The organism is Desulfovibrio psychrotolerans (assembly GCF_013340305.1).
Lineage (GTDB): Bacteria > Desulfobacterota > Desulfovibrionia > Desulfovibrionales > Desulfovibrionaceae > Halodesulfovibrio > Halodesulfovibrio psychrotolerans.
Genome location: NZ_BLVP01000008.1, coordinates 255,228 through 267,342, shown reverse-complemented (window position 1 = coordinate 267,342; position 12,115 = coordinate 255,228). Strand labels below are relative to the sequence as shown.

Annotated in this window: 10 protein-coding genes; 4 read left to right on the top strand and 6 right to left on the bottom strand. The window is 63.3% G+C overall.

The window, feature by feature from the left end; translation table 11 throughout:
• Positions 1-3: 3 nt before the first annotated feature.
• Entirely contained in the window at positions 4-723 is a 720-nt protein-coding gene (locus tag HUV26_RS08990) for a 4Fe-4S dicluster domain-containing protein (protein WP_174409779.1), read from the top strand.
• Between the two features lie 356 nt (positions 724-1,079).
• Positions 1,080-1,796: a molybdopterin-guanine dinucleotide biosynthesis protein MobB gene (locus HUV26_RS08985; protein WP_274602460.1), complete on the top strand. Its 717-nt coding sequence runs from the start codon at positions 1,080-1,082 to the stop codon at positions 1,794-1,796.
• Positions 1,797-1,892: 96 nt separating this feature from the next.
• On the opposite strand, the gene HUV26_RS08980 is transcribed toward HUV26_RS08985, so the two are convergent.
• From HUV26_RS08980 to HUV26_RS08955, 6 genes are all read right to left on the bottom strand, one after another.
• Positions 1,893-2,846, bottom strand: a complete 954-nt coding sequence (locus HUV26_RS08980) for an ATP-binding protein (RefSeq protein ID WP_174409777.1) — start codon at positions 2,844-2,846, stop codon at positions 1,893-1,895.
• Positions 2,847-2,943: 97 nt separating this feature from the next.
• Positions 2,944-4,035 carry a precorrin-4 C(11)-methyltransferase gene (cobM, locus tag HUV26_RS08975; protein ID WP_373869057.1) on the bottom strand — a complete coding sequence of 364 codons (1,092 nt, stop codon included), beginning with the start codon at positions 4,033-4,035 and terminating at the stop codon, positions 2,944-2,946.
• A 133-nt stretch (positions 4,036-4,168) separates the two neighbouring features.
• Complete coding sequence (gene cbiE, locus HUV26_RS08970; protein WP_174409776.1) at positions 4,169-5,377, bottom strand: precorrin-6y C5,15-methyltransferase (decarboxylating) subunit CbiE; 1,209 nt, start codon at positions 5,375-5,377, stop codon at positions 4,169-4,171.
• 287 nt (positions 5,378-5,664) lie between these two features.
• Positions 5,665-6,885 carry a cobalt-precorrin-5B (C(1))-methyltransferase CbiD gene (cbiD, locus tag HUV26_RS08965; RefSeq protein WP_243451328.1) on the bottom strand — a complete coding sequence of 407 codons (1,221 nt, stop codon included), beginning with the start codon at positions 6,883-6,885 and terminating at the stop codon, positions 5,665-5,667.
• Between the two features lie 43 nt (positions 6,886-6,928).
• Complete coding sequence (locus HUV26_RS08960) at positions 6,929-7,852, bottom strand: DMT family transporter (protein ID WP_174409775.1); 924 nt, start codon at positions 7,850-7,852, stop codon at positions 6,929-6,931.
• A 12-nt stretch (positions 7,853-7,864) separates the two neighbouring features.
• Positions 7,865-10,327: a tetratricopeptide repeat-containing diguanylate cyclase gene (locus HUV26_RS08955; RefSeq protein ID WP_174409774.1), complete on the bottom strand. Its 2,463-nt coding sequence runs from the start codon at positions 10,325-10,327 to the stop codon at positions 7,865-7,867.
• A gap of 291 nt (positions 10,328-10,618) precedes the next feature.
• Between HUV26_RS08955 and HUV26_RS08950 the strand changes: the two genes are divergently transcribed.
• Complete coding sequence (locus HUV26_RS08950) at positions 10,619-11,179, top strand: nitroreductase family protein (protein ID WP_174409773.1); 561 nt, start codon at positions 10,619-10,621, stop codon at positions 11,177-11,179.
• Between the two features lie 2 nt (positions 11,180-11,181).
• Positions 11,182-11,817: an MBL fold metallo-hydrolase gene (locus HUV26_RS08945; RefSeq protein WP_174409772.1), complete on the top strand. Its 636-nt coding sequence runs from the start codon at positions 11,182-11,184 to the stop codon at positions 11,815-11,817.
• Positions 11,818-12,115: the final 298 nt, after the last annotated feature.

The following is a 12,115-nucleotide window of genomic DNA, read 5'->3' as shown; positions in this document are numbered from 1 at the left end:
GCCATGGCCAAGAAGTTCTTTATAGACCTTACCCGTTGCACGGCTTGCCGCGGCTGTCAGATAGCCTGCAAACAATGGAAAAAGCTGCCCGCAGAGCAAACGGTCAACTGGGGTTCGCATCAGAACCCGCGCGACCTCTCCTTCACTACCCTTAAACTGGTCCGTTTCACCGAGGTGGTGGTGAAAGGCAAGGTGGACTGGCTGTTCTTCCCGGAACAGTGCCGCCACTGCACCGAACCGCCCTGCATGTATCAGGCGCAGATAGACGATGAACGCGCCGTCATTCAGGACGAGCTTACCGGTGCCGTCATCTTCACCGAATACACCAAGCTGGTGGACGGCGAAGGTGTGCGCACGGCATGTCCCTACGACATTCCGCGCGTGGACCCCGAAACAAAGCTCATCTCCAAATGCGACATGTGTCTGGACAGGGTGCAGAACGGCAAAAAGCCTGCCTGCGTCCTCTCCTGCCCCACGGGCACCATGAGCTTTGGCGATGAAGATGAAATGATGGCCCTTGCGGAAGAACGTCTTGCCGCGGTCAAGAAGCAGTATCCCAACGCGGTGCTGGGCAACCCCCACGATACCCGCGTGGTCTACCTCTTCCAGCAGAACCCGGTGGACTACTTCGAAAAGGCTGTGGCGGACGCAAGCCCGCAACTCATGAACCGCAAGCAGATGTTTGCGCGCATCATGGGCAGAAGCGACATGAAACGCAGTTAAAAACACCTCTCCGGCGGGCTTACTCCCGCAGGTCCGCCGGAACAGGTGTTTTTTGCAACGTATCGACAGCGGTCTCACAGTGCGCGGTACGTTTCCCGCGGCGCACGGAAAGGGCATCCGTGCGCCGCACCTAAAATTTATATCTGCCCGTCTTTACTGCATCTCTCACCCACGATGCAGGAACCTCCGTTGAGAAATCTCGGAGACCCCATCCCTGCCGCCTGCGTTCACACCCGACGCAGGCGGCTCCTTTTTGTACCAAAACCTTCCGCTCCAATCCCTGCGGGAAACACCCGCAGCCCCTTTCCTTCCGGCAGCAATCAATGATACGCTAAAGGGCGAACAACCACAGGAGAATCCCCATGCAAGCTGTCAGCATAGTCGGCTACAAGAAATCAGGCAAAACCACACTCACCGCCAAGCTCGCGGATGCGCTTGAAGCGCGCGGCAAGCGGGTTGCCATTGCCAAATTCACCCACCACGGACTGGACAAGGAAGGTACGGACACAGCCACCTTCGCGGGCCAAAACCGCACTGTCATCGGCCTCGGCCCGGAAGAGGCAGCCGTGTTCTGGGGCGAAAAGAAGTACCTCATAGACCTCCTGCCGCTGGTGCAGGCAGATATCCTGCTGGTAGAGGGCGGCAAAGACCTCACGTGGCTGCCGCGCATCCTCTGCCTTAATTCCGCATCAGAGGCGGAAGACCTGGACCGGGGCCTCGCGCTGGCAACCTACGGGGATGTGGCCGCCCCCTACCTCAAATCCTACCGAGAGGAAACGCTGGAAAAACTGGCCGCGCTGGTGGAAGAACGCGCCTTCATGCTGCCGGGGCTGGACTGCGGCGCATGCGATGCCGAAGACTGTGCCGCCATCGCCCGCCGCATCGTCAAGGGCAAAGGCTCCCCAGCCGACTGCAAAAGCGTGGACGACCACGGATTCCACATCACGGTCAACGGCTCCCCCATAGGGCTGAACCCCTTTGTGGCCCGCATCGTCCGCTCCAGCATTCAGGGCATGCTCAAAGAGCTGAAAGGCTACTCCCCCGGCGAAGTCACCATCACCTTCAAAGACTGATCCCCCTGCCGAAAACCAGAACCGGCGCGCAGCACATGGCTGCGCGCCGGTTGCGTCATCCCGGATGAATTACATCGCTCCGCCCCTGCCGGAAACTCAGGCCGCCCTGCGGGCAACCAGCTCGTCTATCTCCAGCGGCTCGCTTGCGGCATCGTTACGCACAAGCCCTATGGCATCCTTGGCGCACTGGAAACGACACACACCGCAGCCCATGCAGGCTTCCGCGTCCACCACGGCCAGACCATCTTGCAGGGAGATAGCGGAAAACTGGCATTTCTTCGCACACTTGCCGCACCCTACGCAGGCATCGGCGTCAACCACCGCCAGATAGCCGGAAGCCTCTAGCATGGGCACCCCGCTAAAGTGCGCCTTCATGGCCCCGCAGCAGCACGCGCAGCAGTTGCATATGGCGTAGTACCGGCCCAGCATGGCTTCCTTGAAAAACGCATGAGAGACGTGCCCGCGCCTGTTGCTGGCCTCCACTATGCCCACCGCCTCCTCAGGCGAAACACGGCGGGCGTTGTTGGCGTGGTGCAGTTCCAGAAAGGACACAAACGGCTCGCCCACGATAAGGCACACGTCCAGCGGCAGACAGGGGTTATCGCTGTTCACCCGGCAGGGGCAGTCGAACACGGCAATATGGTCCGGATTGCGCAGGATAATATCCTTGGCCATGCTGTAGGGCAGCACCTTTTCCAGATCGGGCAGCGCTATCTCTCGGTTCACGCGTATGAGCTTGCGGGTAGACTCGGTACGCAGCGTCTTGCCGTGGTAGGTGTCTGCAAACCCTCCGGTTCCCTTAGGCCGGGCAAAAGCTCCGGGCTTCCACAGGCCCAGCCGTTCCGCCAGCCAGCACAACGGATCGCTCAGATACCGCGCAAGGGGATGGTGTCCCTTGCCCACGCCGATATAGAAATAGGGAAACCGCAGGTAGAAATAGCCGTGCAGAAATTCGGCAAAAGAATAGTGTTCCCGTTTGCGGAACTCGCGGTAGAACTGCACCGTTGCAGGATCGGCAATACGTTCCAGCACGCGCTCAAACAGCGGCATGTGGCACCTTCCTTTCGTTGTGTGTGGTCCCTCGACGCGGACGAAAGGTAAGTGCAGGTATGGTAACAGAAATACAAAGCCCGTGGCAAGACGCGGGTTATTCGTCCCCCCCGCCTATAGCGCCAAAGTCCCCTTCCGGCCCGTTTTCCCCTCTGAACCCGTGCAAAAACTCCGGGTCGTACAGCTTGGAAAACCGCTCGGAACCGTCCTCTCCCGGCAGCACAAGAAAAACCGTCTGCCGCGTCAGCCCGTGCCCGCGCACAGCCTCGCACAGCGTACCCAGCGTTGCGCGCACAATGCGCTGGTCTGGCCAGCCCACCCGGTAGGCCGCAATAACGGGAGTGGCCTCTTCCAGCCCGCCCGCCCGCAGTTCATCCGCTACCCCCTGCGCATTTGCTGCGGAAAGATAGATGGCCATGGCGCAGCGGTGGCGGGCCATATCACGCAATTTTTCCGTATCCGGCACGGGGGTGCGCCCCTCCAGCCGGGTAATGATCAGCGACTGCGACCGCTCCGGCACCGTCAGCGATGCAGCGGCTGCGGCTGCGGCGGCAAACCCTGCGCTCACGCCCGGCACCACGGCACAGCGAACCCCTTCCGCCTCCAGAAGCCGTATCTGTTCACGTATGGCCCCGTACAGGGAAGGGTCGCCCGTGTGCACCCGCGCCACCATGCCGCCGCGCCTCACGGTTTCCATCATAACGGAATGAGTTTCTTGCAGATTCATGGGAGCGGAATCCACAACCACGGCATCCGCCCGCGCCTGCGCCACTATGGCGGGCGGCACCAGCGAACCGGCGTAAAGCACCAGATCGGCCCCGGCAATAAGCCGCTGCCCCTTCACCGTTATCAGCTCAGGGTCGCCGGGACCGGCTCCCACAAACCACACCGCCACCCGTTCCGGCTCCTGCGTCTCTCCCACGCGGTCCGCCTTCCCTCCGGGCAATGCCGCACCGTCCGTGTCCTGTCCGGCTCCGCCCCCATGCGCCACCTCCGCGCGGCACACGGGAGAATCGACAGCAGCGGCAGGAGATGCCCCCCTGTCTGCGCCGTCATCCGTCCGGGTCCGGGCCGTCCGGGCCTGAGCCTTTAGGGTCCGGGCCGTCTGGGTCTGAGCCGTCTGGGCCTGAACCGTCATGGCTGGATTGCCAGCATCCTGCTGTGCCCTGCCTGCATCCTGCTGCGTCATGCTGTTTTCCGAATCCCGCGCCGACCGCGCGAAGGGTTACCTGTTCAAAAGACCACCGTAAATGCCACGCCGATTCCTGCCAGTTCCTACCGGTTCCTGCCGGTTCCTGCCGAATTCCTGCCGGTTCCTGCGGCTACGGCTTGTCCACGGTAATGATAAACACCGGATTCATGCCTTCCAGCCGCACATCGCCTGCCAGCGGCGACGAAACGGCGGCGTGCAGCATGGTGATTTCGGCACTCCATCCCAGAGCACCCACATGGGCGCGCACCCGTTCCAGCGTTGCCAGCAGCACGCAGTGCACCACCAGCCGTCCGCCGGAGAGCAGGCGCGAACACACGGCATCCAGCAGGGCGGCATCGCTGGCCAGTCCGCCGCCTATAAACACCCGGTGCGGGTCCGGCAGGTCGGCAAGACAGCCGGGCATGGTGCCGTGCACCACCTCAAGCGCAAGCGCGCCGAACCGCCTGCGGTTCTCGCGTATCATGGACACGCGTCCGGCGTTGCGCTCCACGGCATACACCTCGCCGTTGTGCAGCAGCGCACAGGTTTCCAGCCCCACGGAACCGCATCCGGCTCCAAGGTCCCAGACCACGTTGTCCGGCTCCGGCCCAAGGGCGGCAATGCCCGCCGCGCGCACGGGCCACTTGGTGATGAGGCCCCGGTCCGAAACATACTCGCCGTCCGGCACGCCAAGGCGCAGCATCCTCTCCGCGCGCCCCGTCCGCTCCAGCAGCACCAGATTGAGCGGCGAAAAATTCCTGTCTCCGGCCTCGGTCAGGGCGTAGCGGTCAAAGCGTTCGTCCTCCGCCCCCAGATTCTCAAACACCCACATGGCAAACCAGTCCGCCCCCCGCTCCAGCAGACGCTGGGCAATGGCCGCGGGAATATTCCTCTCATCCGTGAGCACCCCCACCCAGTCGCCGTGCCGCAACGCGCCGAACAGGGGCCGCCAGTCATCGCGCCCGTGCAGCGATACCGCCTGCACTGTCTGCCACGGCACCTTGGCGCGGGCAGCCGCCGCCTGCAGCGAGGTCACATTGGAGTACACCTGCACCCCTTCCGGCCCGAATTCTTCCACCAGACGGGCACCGATGCCGAAGAACAACGGATCGCCGTCCGCCAGCACCACCACCTCGCGCCCCCGGCCCTCGCCCTTGGCAATGGCGTCCAGCACGTCCCGCAACGGGGCGGTCACCACAATCTTCTCGGCGGGATGATCGTCATACTGCGCAAGCTGACGCCTGCCGCCCACCAGCACCTGCGCGCCGTCAATAACGGCAGCGTGCTGCTCCGGAAGCAGGTCGGGGTCCATCCCCAGCCCCACCACATGAATGGACATGGCATCACCTTCCTTGCTTGGAAACACCTGTTCCCGGCACGTATCCGGACACGCACGACACGTCCCAGATACACACGCTACGCACACGGCACCGTCGTCAGAGTGCATGCCGGGCACGATAAACTTCTGCGCCGGATACCATTCCGGGCCAGACAGATGTCCGGGCGGGCACCATGCGTGCCGGGCGTCAGGCCGCATCAGGCCGCGTCAGGCCGCATCGGGCCGCGTCAGGCCGCATCAGGCCGCGTCAGGCCGCATCGGGCCGCGTCAGACCGCATCGGGCCGCGTCAGGCCACAACCTGCGTCAGCAGCCTGCCGTCAAAATCAAACACATGCACCGCCACATCCGTGCCGCCTGTCCAGTGCCGCGCGCACTTCCGCGCCCGTTCCGTCACGGGCGGCAGCACCTGCTGCAGCGCCCCTTCACGCTCCACTATCTCCAGCACCTGCCGCGCGGTGTTGGCGGCTGCCACCTCCCGCACGGCACCTGCCCGCAGCCCCGCGTCTGCGCACCATCCGGCCAGCAGCGCAAAATCCAGCGGCGCGGTCTGGGCGTGGGTATAGGCGTGGCCCTGCGCCAGCTTGACCAGCTTACCAAAAAAACATCCCCACGCAATGTGCTCAAACCCTCTGGCAGCAGCCTGCCCGAGTGAAAAAGCCACAAAATCCGCCGCCTGAATAAAGGCCCTCTCCGGCCACAGGGGATACACCCCCATGAGCAGCCGCTCACTGCGCCTGCCCGTGGAAAGCCCTATGCCGCCGCATCCGGCAGCCCGCGCAACGTCCATGCCCTGCGTTATGGTGGCCCGCCACGAACTGTGGCTGAACGGCTTCACCGTGCCCCGTGTTCCCAGAACGGATATGCCGCCCACAATGCCCAGCCTGCCGTTCAGCGTATGCCGGGCACGCTCAGCCCCGTCCGGAACCACAATGCGCACGCGCACCCGGCCCGCGTAGCCTGCGGCACGGCACTCCTCTTCCACGGCGGCGGCAATCTGCAATCTCGGCTGCGGGTTAATGGCGGCCTCGCCCACGGGCACAGGCAGCCCCGGCAGGGTCACACGGCCCACGCCCGTCCCTCCTTCCAACGTAATCAGTCCGGGCACTCCCGCCCGCGCCGGGGCGGCTTCCGAATCTGGAAAATCAGGCGAATCTCCGTATTCTCCCCCCTGCGACAGGCACACATGCGCCTCAATCATGGCTCCATGGGTGGCGTCCGGGTCATCCCCGCCGTCCTTCACAACCCCCGCCACGGCACTGCGCGCGCCTCCCGCATTCTCCAGCCTGCAAAAGGCCACGGCAACATCCAGCCTGCGCACGACTTCACCCTCATGGGCAGGAAAGGGCGGCAGGGCCACGTTCACACACGCGGCCTCCTTCCCGGTCAGCAGCAGGCGCAGGGCCGCAGCGGCAGCGGCAGAGGCAGCCGTGCCCGTGGTAAAGCCCTCGCGAAGCCCTGCCTGCATGGCGGCTTCGTGCTGCCGGCTGGTATCGGGATAAGGAGTCATGTTCCGGTTCCGCTACGGGTAACCGCCGCTTCCGCAGGGCGGGTCACTTCACCATCTTCCGCTGCACGGCCTGCTGCCCGGCAATGCCCATGCCGATTGCCGCAATGGCCATGCATGCGCCCAGCACCCCCATGGGGCCTGTGGGACGGTCGAAAATGAGAATATCCCATACAAAGGAGAGCGTGGGCTGAATAAGCATGAGCAGTCCCGCCACAGAGGCGGGCAGCTTGGGCAGGGCGGAAGAAAGCAGCACCCACCCCAGCCCCTGACAGAGCAGACCGTATGCCACAAGGTAGCCGCCGTCGCCCAGGGTGGGAATGGCAAAGGACCCGCCGCTCATCAGGTTAAAAGAACCGCAGAACACGGCTGTGGTCAATGAGATAACCGCCATGTTCATAATGAGGGGCAGCTTGCCCTCCACCCCCTGCGACCGGCGCAGCGTAAGGATGTAGCAGGCATAGAACACGGCCGTGAGCAGGCCGAACACCACGCCCGGCACCGTTCCTTCCGCAAGCCCGCTCGGGTCAATGTCCAGCAGCAGCCACATGCCGCCCAGCGCAAGGGGCAGCGCGGCCATGAGCCGCAGGGAAATGCGTTCGCGGAACACCGCCGCGCCTATGAAAGCGAGGATGAAGACCTGAAAATTGCCCAGAATGGTGGCAAGCCCCGGCCCGATATACAGGATGGAACGGTGCCACGCCTCAAGGTCCAGCGCGAAGAAGAACCCCGCGCCCAGCACCATGCCCCATATGCCGTGCCGCACGCGCATCTTCTCGCCCCGCGCAAGGGCGATGAGCAGCAATGCCATGCCGCCGAAAAACACACGGTAAAAGGCAGAGGCGCTCGGCCCCACGTCCACCAGCTTGACGAACACGGCGGCGAAACTGATCATGGTGCCGCCCGCCAGCACGCGCAGCAGCGGTCCGGTGGGCAGCCCGGAGGCAAGAGAAGGATGTGTGTGTTTCATGACGTTGGCCTGTTACAGTGCACCGGCTTTATACAGGGCCTCGCGCGCGTCCTGATGCCGCCCCCGCGCCTCAAACGCACGGGCAAGCTCCAGCCACGCCGATTTCATGTCCGGCCGCAACGCCGCTGCCTGACGGGCAAGAACTTCCGCTATTTCAGGGTCTTCGCCGCCGTCCAGATAGAGTTTGGCCATAAGCTGCAGGGCCACGGCATCCTGCGGATTGTGAATTAGCGCCTGATGCAGGCATTCGCGCGCCTCGTCCGTGCGCCCCTGCCGCATGCACAGGCGGGCCAGATACCGCTGCACAATTCCCTGATTCTCTTCCAGCTTGGCCGCACGGTTGTAATACTGACGGGCCATGCCGTACTTGCGTTCCGCCTCCGAAAGCTGCCCCAGACGGATCAGGGCAAAAAAATGGCCGGGATGCTGCTTGAGGCACTTGCGGTAATAGGTCTGCGCCTCTTTCAGTTCGCCCATGGTGTGGCAGACGTTGCCGAGATTATAGAGCGCCATCACATCCTTGCGGTTACGGGCAAGTGCCTCCTCAAACTGCTTTCTGGCCTCCTGCGGCCTGCCCAGTCCGGCATAGCACACCCCCAGCGAATTCCACGCCATGGTGTTGTCTGCATCCGCCAGCAGGGCACGCTTGTATTCCTCAATGGCATCAAAGGTATCACCGCGCGAATACAGCTTATCCGCGCTGATGTTCAGCGCCAGCGAATCCATGACCCCCACGCGGGGCTTGGGACAGAGCATGGCGTATTCCAGCGCCTTCAGGCAGTTTTCCAGACTGTCCGCCCTGCGGTAGTTGAGGAAGGGATGACACGCCACCCCCACCGCCGCCTCAATGTCCAGCCGGGAGTCCAGTGTCTCGCACAGCCGGGTGTACCGTTCGCGCATATGGTCCGGCACGGCCCCGGCGTGAAAATAGATAAGCGAATTCAGCCCGTAACGCCCGCCTACAACGTCATCACCAAGAATGGAACGGCACACCTCGGCCGATTCGGCCACAAGCTGCTCGGCATGGGGGGTCCGCTCGCCCTGTACCCGTTCCGCGCCGGTCAGCCGCACCAGTGCCAGCGCAAAGCGGTCGCACTGCTCGCGCTCACGGGCAAACCGGGCCAAAAAATCCCTGTGGCGCAGCAGCCCGGTCAATGGGTCCAGATGCGCCGTCTCGCCCTGCGGGGCAGCGGCAATGCCGTCTTCTTCAGGCATCAGCGTGATGCGGTCACCCGGCTCAATGGCCCATGTGGGGTCGCCAAGGTGCATCACCTCGGCCTGCGACTGGCTTTCGCGCACCTCCATGAGCACAATCTCCCCCTTGTACAGGGGAGACTTAGGCTCTGTGCCCTCAGCAGAGACGGGCTCCGCAAGCCCTTCACCGCCGTTCGCCTCGCCTTGGGCACCCGTGGCCATGCGGTGCGACCGGTAGTCCGTGGACCATACGGAATAACGCGCGCCCTCGCGTGCGCCCATAGAACGCCCGAGGCTGACCATAACCCGGCTCATGGGCATGGTTTCCACCACCTTACCGCCTTCCACCAGAATGCGGTTGTAGCCCATGACATGGCCCGTGGCCTCGCCCAGATTGCGTTCGCCTGCTATGCCCGCCGCAATGCGGGCCTTGCGCAGGAGCTGCCGGGCCTGTTCTTCCACCGCAAGGCCGAACAACGGCCCTTCAAAATCCTGCGGATACGTGGCGTATCCGGCGCACACCCCCACGCCCACGTGGTCATCGGTCAGCTCATGCACCATGCGCACCGCCCGCATGGCGCGCACCGCATCCTTGGCTATCCTGCGGCAGGAGGAAGACGTGCCGCAGGGAATGAACAGGGTGTATTCAAAGTCGCCGGTACGCGCGGCCAGTGCCTGCTGCGGCGCGCACTCGCCCAGCACGTCCGCCAACCTTGCGGCAAGCTCGTCGGCAAACAGATAGCCATAGTCACGCATGACCGTGCGCAACGATGTGAGCGTAAAGGAGATAACGCCCATGCATGCGCTGTAGCTTCCCTGCTCCGCATGGCCGTTAAACTCGCAACCGCCTTCGCCCGCAGGCTTAAAACAATCGCGTATGCGTTCCGTCTCGCGGCACAGGGCCTGCTCCATGTGCTGCCGCGTGAACAGCCCGGTGGCCGGGTCGGTAATGCTCAGCTTGTAAAGCTGCACCTTTTCCAGTGCCAGCTCACCCAGTCCGGGCAGCACGTCCATCATGCTCTTGCGGGCGCGCATGGAAACGCCGCGCGCCACAAAAACCCCCAGCAGCCGTCCCTGCAGGGTCAGCGGCAGCAGGAGCTTTCTGTCCTGCGAATCCCATACGGGCTGCGGATTGTGCTTCCCCTTGGGAAAATAGAGGCTGTACGATTTGTAGGTAAGAAACCGGCTCACGGCATCGGCAAGAAGATGCTCATAGGTAATGAGATCGTGCCGGGTGAGTATGGTCCGAATGCCGCAGGAGATGTGCTGTTGCGCCTTCATGCGGCAGGTATACATTCTCGCACGGCGAATGGGAAGCCCCGGAGAAGGAACCCGCAGCCACGCCACGCGGGAGCACTGCCTGTGTCCCGGCAATCATCCGCCCCGCGCGCCTTGCGTCCGCCCCCTATGTCTTGCGTCCGCCCTCTCTGCCTAGCGTCTCCCCTCTATGCCTTGCATCCTCCCCGTCTGTATTGCATCCTCCGTCTCTATGCGGTAGCACAACCTATACCGCGTTGCCGCACGGCCCGTGCCACGCACGGCGCAACGCGACGACCGCACACAGGAGCATGCATGTCCGTCCATCCCCCCGGCAATTCATTTGGCCCTTCCCCGGAATATCCTGATGCCAAGGCCGTTCTTCGCGCCATTCAGGAGCGCCGCAGCATCCGCAAGTTTACGGAAGACCCCGTTTCCGAGGAGGCTGTTACCGCCATTCTGGAGGCAGGTCGCTGGGCACCCAGCGGACTGAACAACCAGCCCTTCCGCTTTCTGGTCATACGCAAGGGGGACGCACGCGTACACACGCTGTCCACGCTCACCAAATACAGCCACATCGTCCTTGCCGCCCCGGTCCTTATCGGCCTGTTTCTGGACCGCACAGCCACCTATCACCCGTTCAAGGACCATCAGGCCGCGGGCGCCTGCCTGCAGAACATGATGCTGGCGGCCCACGCACTGGGGCTGGGCACGGTATGGCTGGGACAGATGATGAACAATGCCCCGCAGGTGCTCGCCGCCCTGAACCTCTCCGAAAGCGACTACGAATTCATCACCTTTCTTGCCACAGGGCATCCCGCCCAGCCGGGCGTTGCCGACCGCAACCCGCTTGAAGCCTACATGCTGGAGAAATGATCATGCAGATACGCAGCTTTCCTCTCGGTCCGCTGGACACCAACTGCCACGTCGCGTGGAGCGGCACCCTCGCCGTTGCCGTGGACCCCGGCGGCGACCCCGCAGAGGTGGTGGCTTTTCTGAAGGCGAACAACCTCACCCTCACCCACATCCTGAACACGCACCTGCATTTTGACCATATCTACGGCAATCAGGCACTGCACGCCGCCACGGGCGCGCCCATTCTTGCCTGCGCCAAGGATGCCTACATGCTCGACTCCGAACTCGGTTCCGGCGGCATGTGGGGCTTCCCCAAAGTTACCCCCTTCGCCTACGAAACCATTGATGAAGGCGAATACACCTTCATGGGGCTTCCCTGTTCGGTGCTGCACACCCCCGGGCACACGCCGGGCAGCCTGTCCTTTTTCTTCCCGGACGGCTTGGGCGTCCCGGCCGTCTTCGTGGGCGACCTGCTTTTCTACCGCTCCATAGGGCGCACGGATTTTCCCGGCGGCAGTATGCCGGACCTGACCAAATCCGTTACGCGCAAAATTTTCACCCTGCCGGAAGAAACCGTGGTCTTCTCCGGGCACGGCCCGGAAACCTCTGTGGGCGATGAGCGCCTGAACAACCCGTTCTTCACGGAATTCATCCGCTGACGGCAGGAGGCGCAAACATGACACCGGCAGAAGCAGTACAGGCTGACCAGACCGTCATTGACCTGCGGAACAAATGCTGAGGCGTGAGCCTGGAGATAAGTTGGTATCTCCGCTTTCACAAAGGAGCGAGCATAGCCTTTCTCGTGGCGCAGGACGCGGCCCCGCAGGTGGAACATGCGCTGCACATAGAACCGCGGTGGGACATGGCCCTCTCAATGCACGACGGGCCGGAAGGCGGATTGCGGGCGCAATGCACAAGACGCCTTCCCGCAGCTTCTCCGCCGCCCGGCAAGGACAG

Bases quoted from the DNA above. Each gene is read 5' to 3' on its own strand.
- HUV26_RS08990 (WP_174409779.1), top strand. From the start codon at position 4: ATGGCCAAGAAGTTCTTTATAGACCTTACCCGTTGCACGGCTTGCCGC.
- HUV26_RS08980 (WP_174409777.1), bottom strand. From the start codon at position 2,846: ATGCCGCTGTTTGAGCGCGTGCTGGAACGTATTGCCGATCCTGCAACG.
- cobM (WP_373869057.1), bottom strand. From the start codon at position 4,035: ATGACGCAGCAGGATGCAGGCAGGGCACAGCAGGATGCTGGCAATCCA.
- cbiE (WP_174409776.1), bottom strand. From the start codon at position 5,377: ATGTCCATTCATGTGGTGGGGCTGGGGATGGACCCCGACCTGCTTCCG.
- cbiD (WP_243451328.1), bottom strand. From the start codon at position 6,885: ATGACTCCTTATCCCGATACCAGCCGGCAGCACGAAGCCGCCATGCAG.
- HUV26_RS08960 (WP_174409775.1), bottom strand. From the start codon at position 7,852: ATGAAACACACACATCCTTCTCTTGCCTCCGGGCTGCCCACCGGACCG.
- HUV26_RS08955 (WP_174409774.1), bottom strand. From the start codon at position 10,327: ATGAAGGCGCAACAGCACATCTCCTGCGGCATTCGGACCATACTCACC.
- HUV26_RS08950 (WP_174409773.1), top strand. From the start codon at position 10,619: ATGTCCGTCCATCCCCCCGGCAATTCATTTGGCCCTTCCCCGGAATAT.
- HUV26_RS08945 (WP_174409772.1), top strand. From the start codon at position 11,182: ATGCAGATACGCAGCTTTCCTCTCGGTCCGCTGGACACCAACTGCCAC.